This window comes from bacterium, assembly GCA_037147175.1.
Classification (GTDB): Bacteria; Cyanobacteriota; Vampirovibrionia; order Gastranaerophilales; family UBA9971; genus UBA9971.
The window spans coordinates 1-20,760 of record JBAWVS010000009.1; the positions used below are offsets into that span (position 1 = coordinate 1).

17 protein-coding genes are annotated in these 20,760 nt (G+C 32.5%); 7 read left to right on the plus strand and 10 right to left on the minus strand.

Annotated features, from left to right (window positions below):
• Nucleotides 1-137: 137 nt before the first annotated feature.
• On the plus strand, nucleotides 138-605 hold the full coding sequence (locus WCG23_03505; GenBank protein MEI8388934.1) for a hypothetical protein: 468 nt from the start codon (nucleotides 138-140) through the stop codon (nucleotides 603-605).
• Here the strand turns inward: WCG23_03505 and WCG23_03510 are convergent.
• Entirely contained in the window at nucleotides 598-1,269 is a 672-nt protein-coding gene (locus WCG23_03510) for a M14 family murein peptide amidase A (GenBank protein MEI8388935.1), read from the minus strand. The genes WCG23_03505 and WCG23_03510 overlap by 8 nt on opposite strands.
• Nucleotides 1,270-1,370: 101 nt before the next feature.
• Here WCG23_03510 and WCG23_03515 point away from each other — a divergent pair, with 101 nt between their 5' ends.
• Genes WCG23_03515 through WCG23_03525 form a run of 3 tightly spaced genes read left to right on the plus strand, consistent with a single transcriptional unit; the run spans nucleotide 1,371 to nucleotide 3,273 of the window.
• On the plus strand, nucleotides 1,371-2,012 hold the full coding sequence (locus tag WCG23_03515; GenBank protein ID MEI8388936.1) for a hypothetical protein: 642 nt from the start codon (nucleotides 1,371-1,373) through the stop codon (nucleotides 2,010-2,012).
• Complete coding sequence (locus WCG23_03520) at nucleotides 2,003-2,650, plus strand: hypothetical protein (GenBank protein ID MEI8388937.1); 648 nt, start codon at nucleotides 2,003-2,005, stop codon at nucleotides 2,648-2,650. The genes WCG23_03515 and WCG23_03520 overlap by 10 nt, the downstream gene beginning before the upstream one ends.
• The gene (locus WCG23_03525) at nucleotides 2,641-3,273 is read left to right on the plus strand and encodes a hypothetical protein (GenBank protein MEI8388938.1); all 633 of its coding nucleotides are present in this window, start codon (nucleotides 2,641-2,643) and stop codon (nucleotides 3,271-3,273) included. Before WCG23_03520 ends, WCG23_03525 begins: the two co-directional genes overlap by 10 nt.
• A gap of 18 nt (nucleotides 3,274-3,291) precedes the next feature.
• On the opposite strand, the gene WCG23_03530 is transcribed toward WCG23_03525, so the two are convergent.
• The 5 genes from WCG23_03530 to WCG23_03550 all read right to left on the minus strand — a co-directional run bounded on the left by WCG23_03530 (nucleotide 3,292) and on the right by WCG23_03550 (nucleotide 8,972).
• Nucleotides 3,292-4,134: a transglutaminase family protein gene (locus WCG23_03530; GenBank protein MEI8388939.1), complete on the minus strand. Its 843-nt coding sequence runs from the start codon at nucleotides 4,132-4,134 to the stop codon at nucleotides 3,292-3,294.
• 6 nt (nucleotides 4,135-4,140) lie between these two features.
• On the minus strand, nucleotides 4,141-4,869 hold the full coding sequence (locus WCG23_03535) for a peptidase (protein MEI8388940.1): 729 nt from the start codon (nucleotides 4,867-4,869) through the stop codon (nucleotides 4,141-4,143).
• Between the two features lie 43 nt (nucleotides 4,870-4,912).
• Nucleotides 4,913-5,860, minus strand: a complete 948-nt coding sequence (locus tag WCG23_03540; GenBank protein MEI8388941.1) for an alpha-E domain-containing protein — start codon at nucleotides 5,858-5,860, stop codon at nucleotides 4,913-4,915.
• Nucleotides 5,861-5,885: 25 nt separating this feature from the next.
• Nucleotides 5,886-7,256 (minus strand): circularly permuted type 2 ATP-grasp protein, encoded by a 1,371-nt coding sequence (locus WCG23_03545; GenBank protein ID MEI8388942.1) that lies wholly within the window; start codon nucleotides 7,254-7,256, stop codon nucleotides 5,886-5,888.
• Nucleotides 7,257-7,370: 114 nt separating this feature from the next.
• Entirely contained in the window at nucleotides 7,371-8,972 is a 1,602-nt protein-coding gene (locus WCG23_03550; GenBank protein MEI8388943.1) for a hypothetical protein, read from the minus strand.
• A 737-nt stretch (nucleotides 8,973-9,709) separates the two neighbouring features.
• On the opposite strand from WCG23_03550, the gene WCG23_03555 reads away from it, so the two are divergent.
• Genes WCG23_03555 through WCG23_03565 form a run of 3 tightly spaced genes read left to right on the plus strand, consistent with a single transcriptional unit; the run spans nucleotide 9,710 to nucleotide 13,628 of the window.
• On the plus strand, nucleotides 9,710-10,870 hold the full coding sequence (locus tag WCG23_03555) for an iron-containing alcohol dehydrogenase (GenBank protein MEI8388944.1): 1,161 nt from the start codon (nucleotides 9,710-9,712) through the stop codon (nucleotides 10,868-10,870).
• A 53-nt stretch (nucleotides 10,871-10,923) separates the two neighbouring features.
• Nucleotides 10,924-12,714, plus strand: coding sequence for a 2-oxoacid:acceptor oxidoreductase subunit alpha (locus tag WCG23_03560; protein ID MEI8388945.1), 1,791 nt, complete (start codon nucleotides 10,924-10,926; stop codon nucleotides 12,712-12,714).
• 53 nt (nucleotides 12,715-12,767) lie between these two features.
• Nucleotides 12,768-13,628, plus strand: a complete 861-nt coding sequence (locus tag WCG23_03565) for a thiamine pyrophosphate-dependent enzyme (protein MEI8388946.1) — start codon at nucleotides 12,768-12,770, stop codon at nucleotides 13,626-13,628.
• Nucleotides 13,629-13,686: 58 nt separating this feature from the next.
• Here WCG23_03565 and WCG23_03570 read toward each other — a convergent pair whose 3' ends face one another.
• From WCG23_03570 to WCG23_03585, 4 genes are all read right to left on the minus strand, one after another.
• A complete protein-coding gene (locus WCG23_03570) occupies nucleotides 13,687-14,550 on the minus strand; it encodes a diacylglycerol kinase family protein (GenBank protein MEI8388947.1) in 864 nt (287 codons plus the stop codon).
• A 183-nt stretch (nucleotides 14,551-14,733) separates the two neighbouring features.
• Complete coding sequence (locus WCG23_03575; GenBank protein MEI8388948.1) at nucleotides 14,734-19,158, minus strand: PAS domain S-box protein; 4,425 nt, start codon at nucleotides 19,156-19,158, stop codon at nucleotides 14,734-14,736.
• Nucleotides 19,159-19,227: 69 nt separating this feature from the next.
• A complete protein-coding gene (locus WCG23_03580; protein MEI8388949.1) occupies nucleotides 19,228-19,683 on the minus strand; it encodes a hypothetical protein in 456 nt (151 codons plus the stop codon).
• Nucleotides 19,684-19,737: 54 nt separating this feature from the next.
• On the minus strand, nucleotides 19,738-20,136 hold the full coding sequence (locus tag WCG23_03585) for a response regulator (protein ID MEI8388950.1): 399 nt from the start codon (nucleotides 20,134-20,136) through the stop codon (nucleotides 19,738-19,740).
• Nucleotides 20,137-20,760 lie beyond the last annotated feature (624 nt).

Consider the following 20,760-nt stretch of genomic DNA (forward strand, 5'->3'; position numbering starts at 1 on the left):
ATACCTAACAATATTGTGACCTATTTTTCAATACTTTTCAGATGACCTCTAAGTAAAATTGTCACTTTTTGTATTTAGAGGATTTATATATTCAGAGGTTTAACTTTAATTTAATAAAAATTATGGAGGTAAAAAAAATGATAAATTTATTAAACTTTAACAAAACATCTGCTCTTGGTTTCTGTGCCCATTACAAAATTCTTATAGCCGAAGATTACGACTGGGCAAGAAAACATGAACAAGAACTTGTAAAAGAAAAAGTAAAAGAACATTTTCCTACTGATACTTTTGAAGTTACAGGAGTTGCAACAGTTCCTGAAGCAGAAAAAATTATAAAAAATCATGAAACAAGACCTGATATATTGTTAACTGACGGAAATATCAGCAATGGTGATGATATTACAAATCCTGACGGACCTGAATTGGCAAAATTTGCCGAAGAAAATGGCGTAAAAAAAGAACATATAGCTGTTGTATCTAATGATACTTATTATGCAAAAAAAGCAGCCTTAGCAAACGGTTATAAATTTGTTGATAAGTTGGATTTTTTCTTGGAACCGACTTTGCTTGATTCTTTTTTCAAAAGCATAATAAAACCTAATTAAAATCACCTTTTACAAAAAAATAAAAAGCTTTTTTGTTATCATCCCACAATTTTTCAGGGGACTCGTTTTCCGGCAATTCAAGCGTTATTGTGGGAATGTTTCTCTCGATTCCGCAATAAGTCCCGAAAGAACCGGGTGTTGGGTAACCTATATTTTCTTCTACAGGATACCCGTTAAGTTTTGATATTTCTTCCGCAAGTTCTTTTGCACAACCGTCATAATTTACAACTTTATAAGGCGTATGAAGCGTTAAAATCCTGTCAGGTTTATATTCATCAATTACTTGAATCAAAAATTTTGTTTCTATTTCGCTTGCGGGAGAATTACCGGAGTAATAACAATCTTTTTTTTCTGATAATTCCCAGTTTGTGGTGGGGAAATTCCTGTTTAAGTCGACTCCGTTTGTATTTGTTCTTGTTTTCAAGTCTTTTCCATCGGGATTTAAGCAGGGAATAAACAGAATCGTATTATTTTCTATTAATTCAGGATTTTTTTTGATTTCGTCAATTAATTTATGAATCAAAAATTCACCTTCGGGTTCATCTCCATGAAAAACACCGATTATGAGAATAGTTTGTCCTTTTTGACAACATTTTTTTTCGGCAAGAAAAAGCTCTATCGGGTTATTTTTTTCTGTAAATATTTTTTTGACGGGCTTAATCATTTAAATCCTTAGAAAAAATAAAATTTTAGCAATTTTTTATCTTCACGTGTTTTGTATTTTCATAAGAGTTTAAAAATATATTAACAAGGATAATTACAAAGATGCAAGTAAATGCTTACAGACCTAACCAAAATCAAGTTTCTTTCAGCAGTACAAAGATTTCTCGGACTGTTGTAAGAGATATGAATGATATGCCTGTAAAAGCGTGGTTTTCTCGACTGAATTTGTCTGATCCTGTTGATAAAGAAGCAATGGAGAAGGCAAAAGTACAGTGGAAAAGGCAGCAAGAATGGAATTTTGCAAATGATATATATGATGAATTTAAAATAGGACAGCCTGTTTATGCTATAGAACTTGATTCCGCAAATGGTTCTTTATCTGATAGACTTTTATGTCTTGCTTCTCATCATACACAAAATGGTACTTTTAGACTTGATTTTTTACAGTCATCGCCGAACAGTTCTTTTAAGGCTTTAAAGGAAGAAAGAAAATATAAAGGTGCAGGAACTGCCCTTATGTATGGACTTGTAAAAATTGCTGAACTTGAAAAAGCAAAAATGTTTAAGCTTCGTTCAGATACGGATGATTTTTATAGAATACTGGGAATGGTAGAAAGAAATCTTCATATGACTTTTGATCGACATGAAATGAATGATTTTTTGAAACGACAAAAGGCTGAATTCGATTTACTTTTACAAAAACAACCCGCAAAAACAGAAAAAATGGTTTCAAGATGCAGTTAAGTGGTTATAAACATACCAAAAATCAAGTTTCTTTCAGCAGTGACAGATTTTTTCCTGTTGTTGTAAGAGATATAAATAATATGCCTGTAAAAGCATGGTTTTCTCAACTAAATCTTTCTGATCCTGTTGATGAGACAGCAATGAAGACTGTAAAAAACTCGTGGACAGAGAAAAAATGGGATGTTCACACAAGAAACATTTATAATCAATTTGAAGAAGGTAAACCTGTTTATGCTGTAGAGCTGGATTCAAAAAATGGTTCTCTATATGACAAATTATTGGGTCTTGCTTCTTATCATATAGAAGGAAATGATACTTTTAAATTAGATTTTTTACAGGCTTCTCCGAACAGTTCGTTTAAGGCTCCAAAAGGAAATAGAGAATACAGAGGTGCAGGAACTGCTCTTATGTACGGACTTGTAAAAATTGCTGAAATCGTGGAATCAAAATTATTTAAGCTTTATTCTGCTACAGCTGATAATTTTTATGACAGATTAAAAATGGAAAAAAGAGGGATTTATATGACTTTTGATCGCCCTGAAATGGGTGATTTTTTGAAACGACAAGAAACAGAATTTGATTTACTTTTACAAAAACAACCGGCAAAAACAGAAAAAATGGTTTCAAAATGCAGTTAACAGGTTATAAACATACCAAAAATCAAGTTTCTTTCGGCAGTTATAGGTTTTTCCCTATTGTCGTAAAGGATATGAATAATAGACACGTAAAAGCGTGGTTTTCGCAGCTGAATTTTTCTGATCCTGTTGATGCAGCGGCAATGAAAAAGGTGAAAGAACTTTGGGTAAAACACTATATTAATAAAAACGAAATTAGTTTCATAAATTATCCATATTATGATTTGAAAGAATATATATATAAAGAATTTGAAACAAGAAAATCTGTTTTTGCTATAGAGTTGGATTCCGATAAAAATTTGTTTGATAAACTTTTATGTCTTGCTTCTGCGCATAAAGAAAAAGATACTTTTAAATTGGATTATATAATGGCATCTCCAAACAGTTTTTTTGGAACCGGAGAAAAAAAAGAATACAAAGGTGTCGGGACTGCTCTTATGTGTGGACTTGTAAAAATTGCTAAACTTGGTGGAGCAAAATCATTTGAACTTTATCCGGTAGTTGATGATTTTTACACAAGACTTGGAATGGAAAAAATAAATGATTATATGACTTTTAATCGAATTGAAATGATTGCTTTTTTGGAGCGGCAAAAATCTAAGTTCAATGCCTTTTCAAAAAAATAGCTGGAAATTAAGCTAAAATCATAATATTTCCGCATTTATTAATGTTTTTAACTCAGAAAATGAATAGTTAGAGCGATAAGAGCCTATTATAGGTAATGTAATAAATGAAGAATAAGAAGAAGATAACGTAAAATATTCGTTAGTTACAGCCAACCCCATAGAAGGATCAAACCCTTTCCAACCTGCACCTTCGATAAAGACCTCGCACCATGCGTGCAAGTCAGTATTTTCTATTGAATCTTTATCAATTCTGTATCCGCTTACAAATCTTGAGGCAAAACCTTGATATCTGCAACATTCCATAAATAATACCGCTAAATCTCTACATGAGCCGGTTTTGGTTTTTAAAGTAAATTCTGGAGAATAAGGCTCACCTTTTTCCCTCTTTTCATAAGTAAATGTATTATAAATTTCACCGGTAAGCTCTATAAGGAAAGTAAGAATATCATTTTGAGTTTTGTTTGCCAGAGAATCCGAAAAAGTTTTAACTGATAAATCGGGAGTTTCAATTATTCGATAAACTTTGAGAGGCTTTTCGTTCATTGAACTATACCTGACCGGCAGTTCAGTATTATCAAAATGAATTATAAAATTATATTCGTTTTGATTTGTGTTTTCTGCTTCCCATAGAGTTTCTACTCTGAAAAAATCTGTTTTTTGATTAAACCACGCTTTTATTAATGAATTTCCTTCGCTATCAATAATAATGCTTGAAGAACTTGGCTCAGGGTCAATTTTGTAGGAAAAGTTTATTACTTTTAAATTATAATCATTCCTCGGGCATAGTCTAATTTCCTGTGATTCCAGAAAAACAGGAGAACTGTAGTTATATAAACTTAAATGTTGTACTTTTGCTTTCATAGTTTTTTATTGTTTTAGCTGGGATATAATCCGTTGAAGTTCTTCTGTAGGGATTTCATTCACTGATTGTCTCAGTTTTTCTTGCCACCATGATGATATTTTTTGCAAATCTTCTTTAAAAACCCTGAATTCCCTTATATCAAACTTATCTTTAAGACAAATTGTCACATCTATAGGGAAATCAACATCATTTGTACTTATTCTTGTAGAGTCAAAAGCAAGAATTCCGACTTTTAAAGCATGAAAAAGGTCGTCATTATATTTTAAAGTTCTATCAAGAACAGGTTTTCCGTAGCCTGTCGCACCTATAATTTGATAAGGAGAACCTTCTTTTATTTCAACCCAATTTCCCTGCGGATATAAGAGAAATAGCTTGTGTTCTTCATCTTTTTGGAGTTGTCCTCCTACAATACAATGTATATCAAAATGCATTCCGCTTTCAACAAGATATTCTTTATCTTCTTCGCAAACCCTTCTTATTTGTCGGCTAAAAGCATTTATAGCTTTATAAAGCTTGTCAAAAGACTCGTCATCTTCTTCAATAGCTTCTTCAAAATACGCCAGAGCCTTATCTCTAAGAGATCTTAGACCTGAAGTCATTATAAACATCGAATGGTTTCTTTTTTTAAAAACCGTTACTTTTCGCGAATTTGTACATTCTCTTCCCGAAGTTATTCGGGTGTCCGAAATTCCGATAATTCCGTCTTTAATTTTAATCCCAAGGCAAAATGTCATTTTTTTCCACCATTATCACTCTATTCTCTATTTCGAAACTATTTTATTGTTCAATATTAAAATATTTAGAATAAATATCCGTTCCTATATTTAACAACTTTTTTTGAAAAGAGTCTAGAAATTCGTGAAAACCAATTTCAATTATGTTATCAATGTCAGCGTATAAAAGTTCCGCATTAAGCATTCCAAGGCTTTGTTCGGGTTTATTAGAGAAAGAATTATTTGTTGTTCCAGAAATAGAATGAATTGATTCATTCGCTTTTGAGATGCAATATTTGATAGAACGAGGAAATTCGTCATCTGTAATTAAAAATTCAATAATTTTATCAGGTTTTATAAGTTTATATTTTTTCTTAAACATTTCAAGTCCGCTTGCTGATTTTAAAATAGCTGACCATTGCAGTATGTCATAAGTAGAGCCGACGAATTTAACCGAAGGCAAAATGTGGAAATATTTAATATCAATTATTCGAGAAGTTTTATCAGCTCTCTCCAGCATTTTTCCAAGTCTGGCGAAGTGCCATCCTTCATTTCTCGACATTGTAGAGTCAGATATTCCGTTAAAGAGATGACAATTATTTTTAACTTTTTCAAAAAATTCATGCAGAAAATCAAGAGTAATTTCGCTTTCACTTAACTCGGAAAGCATTATATAAAATTTATTAATTTGCTCCCACATTTCAAGAGAAATTATCTCTCTTATGCTTTTTGCGTTTTCTCTGGCGCATCTCAGGCATGAAATAATTGAATTATCGTATTCTTTATCAAAAGTCAGAAAATAAATAACATTTTCTCTAGTTACTTTGCCGTACTTTTCGAAAAAATAATTTTGATCTCCCGTAATACAAATAAGAGGTTCCCACTGTTCAGCATCAGGAATTTTTGAGTCTAAAAAGAAATGCAGGTTTGCATCTATTATTCTGGCTATATTTTCAGCTCTTTCGATATATCTGTTCATCCAATATATTGAATCAGCAACTCTGCTAAGCATAAATTTCTCCGTAACTGTTCTTATTCTAAGCAATAACCCATGTATCTTTGCTTCCGCCTCCCTGTGAAGAATTAACCACAAGAGAACCTTTTTTTAGTGCAACTCTTGTTAATCCCCCCGGCAAAACAAAAATATCTTTTCCATAAATAATATATGGTCTTAAATCAACATGTCTTCCTTCGAAATTATTATCCGCCATAACAGGCACTCTGGAAAGGCTTATTACAGGCTGTGCAATATATTTTCTGGGGTTTGCTTTAACCTTTTCTCTGAATTCACTGATTTCTTCACCGGTAGACTTTGGTCCTATGAGCATTCCGTAACCGCCGGCGCCGTCAACAGTTTTAACCACCAGGTCTTTAATGTTTTCCAGAACATAACTTAAGTCTTTTTCTTTATAGCACAAATAAGTCGGAACGTTAGGAATTATAGCTTCTTCTCCAAGATAATATTTTATTATTTCAGGGACAAAAGAGTATATTGCTTTATCATCTGCTATTCCTGCCCCCGGAGCATTTACAAGGGCAACATTACCTTTTTTATACGCATTGAGCAGACCCGGAACCCCAAGTAAAGAATCCTTATTGAAAACAAGCGGATCTAAATAGCTATCATCCAACCTTCTGTATATAACATCTACTTTTTGCAAGCCTTTTGTTGTTTTCATGAAGACTTTGTCATCTTTTACAAGCAAATCGCTTCCTTCTACAAGTTCTACACCCATTTGTCTTGCAAGAAAAGAATGTTCAAAATATGCCGAATTATAAATTCCCGGTGTTAATACACAAACTACAGGATTATTAGTCTTTTCTCCAGCCAGAAAATTCAACATTTCAAAAAGTCTTACGGGATAATCTTCTACAGGACGGACTTTTAGAGTTTCAAAAATTTGAGGGAAGGTTTTTTTAGTCATTTGCCTGTTTTCAAAAACATAAGAAATACCTGAAGGGCATCTTAAATTATCTTCAAGCACATAAATCTGACCGTCTTTATCTCTGACCAGATCTGTTCCTGTAATATGACACCAGATTTTGTGGGGTGGAGTTAATTCTTCATATATTTTTTTATATGATTCGCAGGATAAAATTAAATCTTCGGGAATAATTTTATCTTTTATAATTTTTTTTTCAGTATAAATATCGTTTATGAAGAGATTTAAGGCTGTTATTCTTTGTTTTAAGCCTTTTTCAATGTATTCCCATTCTTTACTGTCAATAATTCTGGGTATAATATCAAAAGGAAATATTTTTTCTTCTGCATTAGAATTGCCGTAGACATTAAAAGTAATGCCAAGATTCAAAAAAGCTTTTTCTGCTGCTTTTTGCCTTTGCTCAAGTTCATTTTTTTTAAGTTTATTGAGTGTTTTTATAATTATTTCAGTATTTTTTTGTGGAATATTTTTTTTAAAAAAATACTCGTCATAAAAATCTTCAATTAAATAAGAATCAAAGTTATAAATTTTTTTATTCCTTTCTCAGTAAAGAGATTGATTATATTTTAGTATAAAAGGTTAAACTAATCTTTTAATATTTTTATTTTCAGTTTCTTTAGCTTTTAATTGTTTTTCTCTTGCTTTGTTGGTCATAAAGTTGTTAAGAGCAGGCATTCCCAGTCCTAAAACCAGCATTGACCAGGCAAATCCTCCTATGATTGCAGCAGCGTGAATTGCCATATTTTTATTTACTGTAGCAGCAGGGAGATTTTTATTCATTGCTCTTATTTCGCTTGGAGTTTTTAGTGATAAATTGCTAAGCCAGTTAGAAGCAGTTTTAAGTGCTGCTTTGATTGGATTTGCGTTTTTGTCAACTATAGGACCTGTTATATTAACAAAAGACAGTCCTTTTTTGTCTGCAAGATGTGCAATTCCTTTAGTAACAAAGCCTCCTAAAACGAGCCAGTTAAGAAAACCACAAGAATCTCTGAGTGTAGTAACTTTTACTTCCTGCTCATCTCTGGAACAAAGAACTCTAGACACAAGACTAGTACCGTAAATTAACTTTATAAGATCCATATGCGCACTTTTGCCTTTTAATTCAATGGTATCCATAAAGTTTTTAGCCCCGCCGGACTTAAAAAATCCTCTATTTTTACTGAAAGCACCCATTGTAATAAGAGTAATTGATCCTAATATTCCGGCGCCAATGCCTTTTGCGAGCCAGAGGCCTGCTTTGTTTTTCTTTTTTTCAGGATTATTCTGGGCAGTCTTCTCTTGTTTTCCAAAATCTTGATAAGCAGAATAGCCGCTTTTTCCTGTTCTTAGTCTTGTAATAGCATTATTAATGGCAGGCAAAGTAATAATACCTGCTATGGATAAACCTGTTGCCCAGAGGGTTTTCTTTTTGGAGAATTTAACGATATGATCAACAGTTCCTTCAAGTTTTTCAGGCAATGTTGTAGTGAATTTTTTGCCTACAGAAACAATATCTTCCAAAAGTGTATTTATATCTGTCGAAAAATGAGGTTCTGTGCCGACTTTTACTTTAAGAAAATCAGCGGCTCCTGTATGCAATGTATAATCTTCAGCTACTCCAGAAAGTAATTTCTTTTCGAATTTTTTGTCCTGATTATTCATCATCAAGTCGGTGAGACTTTCCGAGAATGAATCCAGCTCTCTTTTACCAAGCTTATTAAAAGTAGTATTCGTGGTGGTTGCTGCTGTATTTTCCAGAATTAAGTTATTATATTTTTTTATAATTTTATATTTTTCTTCCTGTGTTGAAGTTTCAGGATGGAAATTTCTTCCGCCCGCCATTTTCCAGGCTTCGTGAAGACTTCTTATAGTGTCTTTTCCTGCCCCAATTCCTTTATACCCCTGACTTGCCATCATTAAAGCCGCAACAATTCCGGGACCAAAAGGATTAAATAAAACAGGAGCAACTTCTCTAAAAAGAGTTTCTGTTCCGTAAACAGGGTTTTGTTTGTAATCAGTATAAGTTCTGGGCGCAATCATAGTAGTAGCATCCAAAAACGCCACTTCTGCAACAGGGTTTTGCTTTAAATACTCTAATCCTCCTGCAAGAACTCTCGAAGAGAGTGCATCTGCAAAGCCAAAAGAAACAGATTTTTTATTTTTTTCATATGTAACATAATTTTTTTGTGCAACTGAAAGCATTAAATTTATTAACCTTCCCGATTCTGTTCTTACTCTTTTTAACTTGTTTGCTTTTACATTTTTATATGGAGAGATATTAGTATTAAAAATTGTTAGATCGATAAAGTGTTCTTTTTACAATTCTTCTATTATTTTAAATTAGCCTATTTAATTAAAGTCTGTCAATAATAAAAATTGCGCAAAACAAAGAGTAACTCTGAAAAAATCAAATTTGGTATAAAAAAATTTTTTTCAAAAAATCAATAATTTATAAAATTTTTTTTAAAAAATATAAGTTTGAATTCAAAAAATTTGAAATTTTTCAAATTTTTTTGAAAATTATTATAATATTTTGAAAATTTTGTAATTTTTTAAAATCTAAAAAAAAATAAATTTTTACATTACTTATAAAGTTTTATTAAGTTTGGTTACTTTTTATTACACCGGTAGGATAACAAAAAAATATCAAAGCTTGATTTTTGTTTTAATATTTTTCAACAAAGTTTTTTGTTACATTTTTGTAAGATGTTTTGATTATATTAAAACAAAAAATCCTTTTACGAACGACTCAGCATGCCATCAATCTTTCATTTCTCCCTTCAGTAGGGGATTTCCGGCATGCAGTATTTTTTTAAAAATTTGGACTGATTAAGAACTTTGCACAAAGTATATTAACTTTTGTTAATTTTGTTTACTTTTTGTTATGACGGTAGAATAATATAAAAGTGTAAAATAATTAGCTTTATAGAAGTACAAAAATGATTAATTTTTCTTTAAATCTAAAAACCCGTATCCACTTTGGCAAAGGTGCAATTTCAAATTTAAAATCCGAATTAAGTCCCTACAAAAGAATATTGCTTGTGACCGGCTCGGGAAGTGTTAAAAAATTTGGTATTTATGATACCGTAATGGCTGAATTATCGGCAACAGAAAAAGAAGTATACGAACTTTCAGGCATAAAGCCAAATCCTTCAATAGATTCTGTTTATGACGGAATAAAAATATGCAAAGAAAACAATATAGACTTTATTCTTGCTCTTGGCGGCGGCTCAGTAATTGATGCAGCAAAAGCAATAGCGGCAGGAGTTGTTTATAAAGGCGATGTTTGGGAGCTTTACCTTGATAACAGCAAATTCGAAGGGGCATTAAAAACAGGCTGTATCCTTACAATTGCTGCAACAGGCTCGGAATCTAACAGAAATTCAATAATTACAAATGAAAAAACAAAAGAGAAGCTGGGGCTTCGAATGGAAGAGTTAAGACCGGAATTTGCCGTCCTTGACCCGACTTATACATATACACTTTCATCTGTTCAAACAGCTGCAAGCGTTGCAGATATTATGTCCCATGTTTTCGAACAATATTTCTCATCGACAAAAGAGGCATGTTTAACAGATGGAATCTCTGAAAGCGTTTTGAAAACTTGTATAAAATTTGCCCCTGTTCTTTTAAAAGATCCGAAAAATTATGAAGCAAGGTCAGAAATTATGTGGGCATCAACAATTGCTTTAAACGGTCTGCTCACCGTTGGAAAACTCGGAGATTGGGCTTCGCACATGATAGAGCATGAGCTTTCTGCCTATTATGATTTAAACCACGGAATCGGGCTTGCAATACTTTTTCCGAATTGGATGAAAAGAGTCGCTGATGACTCAAGACTTTGGAAATTCAGAGATTATGCAGTTAATGTCTGGGATTTTCCTGCATCTTTGAGCGATAGAGAACTTGCGGATGCTTCTATTAAAAAAACAAGAGAATTTTTTAACAGTCTTAATCTCCCGTCAACCCTAAGAGAGGTTAATATTGACGAAAAATATTTCGAATTAATGGCTGAAAATATTGAAAAAAGGAAAACACTTGGTACTTTCAAAGTTCTTAACAAAGAAGATATAATTGAAATCTACAAGCTTTCTTTATAAAATAGTTAATTATAAAAGATAATTAGTAAACTTATATATTAAAAGAGGAAACCATGTCAGAAATTGTATTACGAATAGTTGGAAATCCCGGAGACGGTGTCATAAGTTCCGGTGATATCTTCACTCTGGCTTCAGCAAGAAGCGGAAGATACGTCAGTACACACAGATCATTCCCCACAGAAGTGCGCGGCGTTGATCAAAGTTTATATCAGCTTCGAATAAGCTCAAAAAAAATCCTAACACCTTCTGATAACGAAGATATTTTAATCGCTTTTAACGAAAAAACTTTAAGAGAAAACATTACAAGTCTTAAACCGGGCGGAATTCTTCTCTTTGATTCTTCGGAAACCGATAACACATTTGAAGAATATCCGGATATCGTTAAATATTTTGTTCCTATTTCCAATTGGGCTAAAGAATTTGGTTCAATAAAAACAAAAAACATGGTCGCTCTCGGCATTTTATCAGGATTAATCCCGAATCTGGAGATTAAAGACCTGCTGAAAGACGATATTCAAAGACGATATGAAACAAAAGGCGAAGAAATAATCAAATTAAACTTTAAGGCTCTTGATGCGGCATATAATTATGCACGACAAAATCTTGATAAAAATACAATTTTAGAAACACTGAATATAGAAAAGAGCGGTAAAAAGCTTATTATGAGCGGTTGCGAAGCAATGGCTTATGGGGCACTGGTTGCAGGGTGCAGATTTTATTCAGGTTATCCAATTACACCTGCTACAGAAATTATGGAATTTCTTGCAAAAGAAATGCCTCGTCTTGGCGGCAACGTAATTCAATGTGAAGATGAAATAGCCGCAATTACTGCTGCTATCGGCGCATCATTTTCAGGTGTTAAAGCGATGACAGCCACAAGCGGTCCGGGGCTTTCACTGATGTCAGAAGCATTAGGACTTGCTTCAATGGCAGAAATCCCTGTCGTTATTGTTGATGTACAAAGAGGAGGTCCTAGTACTGGTCTTCCTACAAAAACAGAGCAATCCGACTTGAATCTTGCTATTTACGGTACTCACGGTGATACTCCAAAAATTGTTCTTGCTCCTATTAACGTTGAAGACAGTTTCTATCAAACAATAAAAGCTTTTAACTATGCGGAAAAATATCAGGTTCCCGTACTTATTCTCTCCGATGTTTCTCTTGGAGAAAGAAGAGAGTGCATAGATATGATAAATATTGATGAAATAGAAGTTATAAACAGGTTAAAGCCTGAGAAAACTCACAAAAATATACCTTATTCAAGATATGCAATAACAGATTCCGGTATCTCCCCGATGACAACACCTGGAGAAGAAGGCGGAACTTATATTGCAACAGGACTTGAACATTCTGAAAACTCCGCACCTTCAAGCAAACCTGAAGTTCATGCGGCAATGACAGAAAAAAGATTTAAAAAACTTGATACAGCTATTCATGACTTTTTGGCAGCTAAAAAATATGGAGATGACGATGCCAGATTTGGTATAATCAGTTGGGGCAGTACATCAGGAGCTGTTCTGGAAGCAATAGACCAGGCAGATAAGTTGGGATATAAGGTTCAGGCACTTTATCCAAGAACGGTATATCCTTTCCCTTCAGAGTGGATAAATGATTTTCTGCGTAATAAAGACATTGTTCTTATCGTAGAAAGAAATTACAGCGCTCAATTCGCTAATACTATTGTTTATAGATGTACATGTCTAAATAAAAATCTGCAAATACATAATTTGATGAAATATAATGGAGAACCGTTTACAACTAACGAAATCTTATCAAAAATTGAACAGATTATTAAAGGTCAGTATTTAAAATTTACAACTCATCAGCCCGGATTAAAAATTTAAAATATTTCAGTTTGGTATTATTAAAATAGTTTTAAAAATAAGGAGATATAAAATTGGCTACAAAGACGCCAGATCAATACAGAAGCCCGGTAAACCCTACATGGTGCAAAGACTGTGGAGATTATAAAGTATTGGATTCATTAACTTCCGCGCTTGCAGAAGTTGCAGTAGAACCGCATAACATAGTATTAACCGCAGGTGTAGGCTGTGCCAGCCGTTTGCCTTTTTATACAAGTACATACGGATTTCATACGGTACATGGAAGAGCTCTACCTGCTGCGATAGGTATTAAAGTCGCAAATAGAGAAAGAACAGTTATATCAGTAGGTGGTGACGGCGATGCTTTCAGCATAGGCGGAAACCATTTTATACATACTTCAAGAAAAAACCCTGATATTACGTATATTGTAATGGATAATGAAATCTATGGACTTACAAAAGGACAGAACTCTCCGACTTCTCATGAGGACTTATTGACCAAAATTAATCCTTATGAAGTTGTTGAAGATAGAATTAACCCTGTTTTAATGGCGCTTTCTTTTAATACATCATTTATTGCCCGCGCATTTTGCGATGAAACAGAGCAGTTAAAAGATATAATTGCAAGAGCAATAAGACATAAAGGCTTTTCTTTTGTGCATGTTCTATCTCCATGTACTCAATATAATGAAAAAGTTACGTATGATTCTCTAAAAAAACGAATACAGGCACTTCCCGAAAATCATGACAGATTGGACAGACTTTTGGGAATGAAATATGCGTTTACACAAGAGCCGCTTTATACAGGAATTTTCTACGAAAATGAAAGACCTACTTTGCACGACAAACTTGATAATATAAAAGAAATGTCCAGAGCTGAAGTTGGAAATCCTGAGAATTACAGTCTTCAAGACATTATGAAACAGTTTGAATAAATCAAGCTATATAACCTTTAAAGGCTTGTTTTAGTGGCTGCACTTAAAGTAAAAGCGTCTAAGGAACCATAACGGCTAATCCGTTATGTATTAGGCTTATATCAACTTTTTGGGAAGAACAGGCTTCACCGTCAACATGAAACTTATTGTTATTTGTTTTGATGCTAATGCTGTGGGTTTTTCCATACATTACGTTTGGACCGATTTTATGTTTGTTAAATAAAATTTGAAAAAACACAGTTAAAAATTCCCGTATATTTCTTGCACGAAGCACGAAAACATCGAGTTTTCCGTCAGAAATATCGCTTTCAGGCGATACAGAAAACTTGTCCCTGAACATATTGCCTGAATTTGAAACAATAACCGCAGAAGCTTTTACATTAAAGCACTTATTATCAGTGCGAATTTCGAACGATTTTGTTCTAAGGTTTAAAATGCTTTTTATGCCCTGAACTAAATATGCCAAATATCCGAATTTGTTTTTCAGAAAAGAATTTGCTCCGTTAACAATATCAGCATCCATTCCATAGCCGACTCTTAATGCAAAATAGGAATTTCCTGCTTTGCCTACGTCTATAAGTTTTTTTGTTCCATTAATCAATATATCAACAGCCTGTGAAATATTTTGGGGGATATTTAATTTTTCTGCCAGTAAATTTGCTGTTCCGCAGGGAATTATTCCCAATTTTATACCTTTGTTTACAATATAAGGCAAAACCGCCAGAACCGTACCGTCTCCGCCAATGGCAACAACGGTATCAAAATTTTCTATATGAACAGTATTATTTAAATCAAGAATATTTATAAATTTAAAACAAATTTCTTTTTTAGAGAAAAGTTTTTTTATATATTGAAGTTTTTTTAAAATACTTCCTTTGCCTGCTTTATCGTTGTAGATAAATAAAAAATTTCTGTTGCTCATGATTTATCTGCCGGTTTGGAGTTTAATATATTAGATAAATCCTATTTTAAAGCAAACAAGATAAAAATTGTGAAATTTTTTTTATTTTTTAAATATATTAAATTCAGCAAAATAAAACTCGTTTTAGCCATCCAATCAAATTAAATTTATGCTCGCAATGACGATTTTGGCAATTCGAGTGTTTTAATTTAACAGATCAGAATATTTTTGAATATCTTTCAATAATAAATCACATAAAAACATATCGTTTGATTTTGCTGAATTTTCCAATCTTAAGGCAAGTTCGTTTAGTTCTTTTATTCTTAAATTCGCACTGGAGCCTTTCATCAAATGTGCTTGAGAAGCTATTTCTTTAAAATCATCTTCGATAATAGCTTTATTAATGCTTTCTATCATAGGAGGAATTGTTTTTATGTATTCATCGAGAATCTCTACGGCTTCAGGTTCTGAAAATCCTATATTTTCAATAATTTCAGAGAGAATAGAACTCATTAAAATTTGTTTTTTATCTAATTGTTTAACAGTCAAATGTTTTTTTATAGTTTCAATGAAAAGTTTATCGTTAAAAGGTTTAGCGATATAATCATTCATCCCGAAGGACAAGCATTTCTCGATATCCCCTTCAAGAGCGTGAGCTGTTAAGGCAATAATTGGAACATGTTTTTTTTCGTTGTCTGTAGTTTCTTTTGAAACTTCTATAGCTCTTATTTTTTCAGATGCCTCATAGCCGTCTAAAATTGGCATTTGGCAATCCATTAAAATAAGGTCATAATTATGGTTTTGATATGCTTCGACTGCCTTAACTCCATTTGAGACAATATCGCAGAGGAAACCCTCTTTATTTAAAATCTTTGTTGTTAATTTTTGATTTGTTTCATTATCTTCAGCCAGAAGTATTTTAAAATTTTTATTAATAGGTCTTTCTTTAAAGTCATATTCGTCGATAAGCACATCTGTCTTTAAATTAGTCTGCTGCGGTTTTGCTTCCAGTGCAATGTTTATACACTCAAACATAGCATTTTTTTTAATCGGTTTTATTAAATATCCGGCGAATTCTTTTTCTTTAGCTTTTTTACTTTCACCTCTTTGATTTAGTGATGTAATTGAAATAAGAGGAATATCGGCAAATTCAGGAATAGATTTTATTTCAAAAGCAAGCATCATTCCGTACGGACCGGTCATATTATAATCAAGAAGAATAACATCAATAGTAGGCACTGATTTTAAGATTGATAATGCATTTTCTGTAGAATCAGCCTTATAAACATTGCACCCTGTTTCACCCAAGTAATCGCTCATAATTTTTAAGTTTGTTAAATTTCGCTCAGCCACAAGAATATTTTTTCCTTCTAAAGAAATTGAAGCTGTTTCTAATGTTTCGCTGTTATTACATTTTTCGAATTCAGCAGTAAATGAAAACAGAGAACCTTTGCCTTCTTCGCTGGTTACGCTGATTTTTCCATTCATCAACTCAATTATTTTTTTAGAAATAGTTAATCCCAGCCCTGTTCCTCCGAATTTTCTTGTCGCAGAGGCATCAGCCTGTGTGAAGGATTCAAAGATGGCTTTTTGTTTGTCTTGAGCGATGCCGATGCCTGTATCGGAAACTTCAAATTTCAAGGTTACCGAATTATTTTGTTCTGATTCTTTATTAACAGTTATCAATATTTCGCCCTGATTTGTAAATTTAACTGCATTATTAACAAGGTTGTTCAGGACTTGTTTTAATCTGCCGGGATCACCCGCGATTTTTTGCGGAACGTCTGAATGAATAAACGAGCTAATTTCCAATTCTTTTTTATAGGCTGTAGACATTGCCAAAACAGCAATATCCTCGACATTAGACCTTATATCAAAGTCGATAGTTTCCATTAGCATTTTTCCTGCTTCAATTTTAGAAAAATCAAGAATGTCATTGATAATATTTAATAACAATTCAGATGATTTTTTAGTTTCTTGAGCAAAATCTTCCTGTTCTTCATTAAGATCAGTACTTAATAATAGGCTGGTAAACCCGATTACACCGTTCATAGGCGTTCTTATTTCATGGCTCATGTTTGCCAGAAATTCACTTTTTATTTTGTTGGCTTCTTCTGCAAGTTCTTTTGCCTTAATTATTTCTATTTCAGCTTTTTTACGTGCTGTTATATCTCTGACTGAAGCCAGTAAAAGCTGTCTGCCTTCCATTTCTATTCTACTGAGTATTACATCTGCATGAAACTCTTCTCCCGTTCCATAACGCTTGTGAACCCAATCGAACTGATTATTTCCATTTTTCATTGCTGTTTTAATGTTCTCAATAGAGGCTGTTATAGAATCCGTACCATCAGGCTGCTTTTTAGGTGATAATGTTGATGGGTGCATTGAGCAAAATTCTTTTTTTGTTGAACATCTAAACATTGATAAAGCTACAGAGTTACAATCAATAAAGCTTTTCTCATCAAGAAGCATAACCGCATCGCTGGTTGAATCGAATAGGGTACGATATTTAGCCTCTGAGCGGTGTAGTGTTTCTTCAGCTCGTTTTTGTTGGGTTGTATCTCGTATTATACCCGTAGTGCCAATTATATTATTGTTTTTATCTTTTACAGGTTTTATATAGTACTCTGCAAACCAGATTTTTCCGTTTCTGTCCAGAAACGATTTTTCAAAAACAATTTGCTTCCCTGACTCTATAACCTGAAGATCACGTTTTTTGTTTTCATCAGCCATGTTTGCGGGCATGAAATCGTGGTCTGTCTTGCCTATGACAGTTTCCCTGGAGAGCTTACAAATTTCTATAAATTGGTCATTTATTGTTAAGTACCTGTGATTTTTATCTTTTAGCCAGGCAATATATGGCAGGTTATTTAAAATGGTATTTTTTTCTGATTCTGATTCCAGAATTTTTTCTTCGGCTTTTTTTCTGTCAGTTATATCCAGAGCAGTTTCAACAACTCCTATCAGTTTTTTGTTTTCATCAAAAACAGGATTAGCAAGTACGAGAAGAATTCTTCCGTTATATATATCCACTTCGGCTTCTTGGGGCAAGCCTGTTTGCATTGCTTTGGCTACAGGACACATTGCATGATGTTCATCAGAGTGATGTCTTACTTGATAACATAAGCTGCCGATCATTTCACTTTCTTTCATCCCGAAAGCATCGCAGCCTAATTTGTTAACCCATTTGAACTTAAAGTCAGTATCTATAAAAGCAACTATTTCAGAAAGACTGTTCAAAATAACATTTTTTTCCGTTTCAGATTCTTTTATTTTATCTTCAAGTCTTTTATGTTCAGTTATATCCCTTCCTCCGAACAAAATGCCTATAAGTTCATTTTGTAAATTATATAATGGTGCTTTTACTGTAGATAAAAGAATTTTTCTTTCGTCAGGGTATTTTACCCAACCTTCACTGTATTTTGATTCCCCTGAATTCATCAGAGCAAGATCATTTTCTCTGAATAAATCTGCAATATTTTTTGGATACAAATCATAATCAGTTTTTCCAATGATATTTTCTTTTGAGATACCTATAAAATCCGTATAAGCCTGATTACATCCTAAATAGACGCCCTCTTTGTCTTTGAAATAAATAACATCAGGCATTGAATTTAGTAATCCGTTAAGTAAAGCTGTTTCATATTCAAGTTTTTTATTGCCTTTAAATGCAATAAATAAAGCAATAACAAGCATAATAAATATAAGATATATCGCAATTACTAAATATGCAAAATCTCCATTAATAAAATTAGGCACTGTAATAAGTAAGTAATCGCCTGTTGCTAATTTCGCAATATGAGCGACTTTAGATAAATTATTTTCATTATAATAAATAGTTGAATTTTTATTTATTTTTTTATTAAAAATCAAGCTAGTTATATTTTTTGATATATCAGGAGTTATTTTATCAGTTGAAGAGATTAAATAACCGGTTTGATTCAGAAGAAAAACTTCTGAAGATTTATATTGGGCTTTTATTTTAGAGAGAAGCCTGTTTATGTTATCAAGAGAGATGTCAATTCCTCCGACCCCGAGTAATATTCCGTTTTTATATACAGGCTCGGCAATTGTTATCATAGAAATTTTGATATCGGGATCCTGATAAATTTCACTCCAAATACGAGATTTGGCTTTTATGGCCTTAAAATAATATGGATCATCTTTTTCCGTAAATTTTCTGCCGGTATCAGGTATATTTTCAAATTTATTATTTTTTTTAATTATCCAAAGACCCTGATAATTATCTTGAACTGTTTTTTGATTGGGTATAAACCAGATACCTTGCCCGTAAGTCGTATTCTCAAGTAAATATTTTGCAAGAGGATTAATATGAACATTAAATATGTGTTTTAACCTTTTAATATCTTTAAGTTCGGCAGGTTTTTCCATCATGGCTGATACCATGCTATTTAATGAACTGACAGGATATTCTGCCTTACTAAAAATTTCATCAAACTCATTTGTGGATTGTAATATTTCTTCATTAATTACCGCAGCTTTTTTCGATTCAACCAATATGCTGTTGGCACTGTTAATTAGACATAAAAACACTATTATTATAATTACAATTATAGGGGTTATTACCAATATATATTTATTGTTTAATAACTTTTGTGTCTTTTTCATCCGCTTCTCCGTCCAAAAATGCATTCAGTGCGCAAAAAATATTGCTGCTTTAGCTTGTTGTGTACATTTTTAACTTATAATTTCATAATTGTCGTCAACCCGGGTAGTGTTTTTGATAGTTAATAAAAATAAATGCATTTCAGTCCTAAAAGCGTCATTGTATTGAATTTCAGGCTCATTACAAATTTTCTCTATATAGTGTATTGAGTTAATTATTATGCTCATCTCATTTATTAAATTTTCATCTTTGTACATTAAATCTTTCTTGCATTTGTTTAAAAATAACTCAATTACAATGCAAATATTTTTAACGCAAGCCAAATCAATAAAATCTGCTATTCCGCTTATGCAATGAAAAGCGCGAAAAAACTCATGAAGTATCTCGTTTTTTTCAAGAAATACTCTTTTATCAGCAGAATTTGTATTTATTTTTAACAATACAGATCGAATGATTTCAATTTGTATAAACAGTTCTTCTTTTAATTCCTTTGTTACGTCATATATTTTATTATTGTTATTTAACATTTCCGGCAAAAATATCCTTATAATTTAGTAACATTATTAAAATCACCACTATTTTCAAGTCTTGATAATCTCCAGACTTTCCATTTTTTGAATTAATTTTTGCTTATCGATAGGCTTAACAAGATAACCCTCGCATTGTTCTCTAAATGCAGTTTTGATATTATCAGAGTCATCAAGAGCTGATGTCATTATGATTTTAACTCCGTCAAGGCCATATATTTCTTTTTGTTTTTCAAATTGCCTGATCTCTTTAAGTACTTCCTGCCCGTCCATTTCGGGCATCATAATATCAAGGCAAATAAAATCGTAAGCTTCATTCTCATCAAATGCCAGCCTAAAAGCTTCAACAGCTTCTTTCCCATTGACTGCAACATCGCATTGTCCGTATTCGGAAAGGTATTTCAAAAGTATTTTTCTGCTGGTAAAATCATCATCTACAATTAATATTTTAATTTTTATCACCTTATCCTTCATCTAAATATTTTTTCATAACACAAAAGCCACAGGGTATTTTTAAAGAGCTTAAATTTTCTTGTTTAATTTATTTGTTGATTATACTTTTAAAACGCGTTTTAAACAACCATTATTTTTAAAAAACAAATACATTTTTTTGATAAAATTCATGTCATAAATAGCCGTCCTTTTTCCCTGTTCTTTACAACAAAGACCCTAAGCTGTTTTTTAAACTGTCTTAGAAGGTATTTTGAATTTTGTTTTTACAATAAAATTTTACGTTTACAGCAAGAGATGAATTAATAGAATAGACCCATTTTTGTTAGGTTCAATATATCATATTTATTAAGTATTTTGCACCTTTAGCTTAAGAAAACAAGAAAATTATTTTAGAAATTTCTTGTTTAGAGAGAGCTTACAGGCATTTTGAGATGTTCACGTTTCTTTACTCAAAGCACAAGCAGAAAAAAGACAATAATATCTTGCAGGCAAAAATTAAAATTGCAGCAAAAATAGACGAAGGCTGTGCTTTTAACACAGCCTTCTTAAAGCTAACTTTAAGCTTTCCCTTAAATCGGAGCCATCCGCTCCACAAATTATATATACCCGAATTGAAAAAAATTA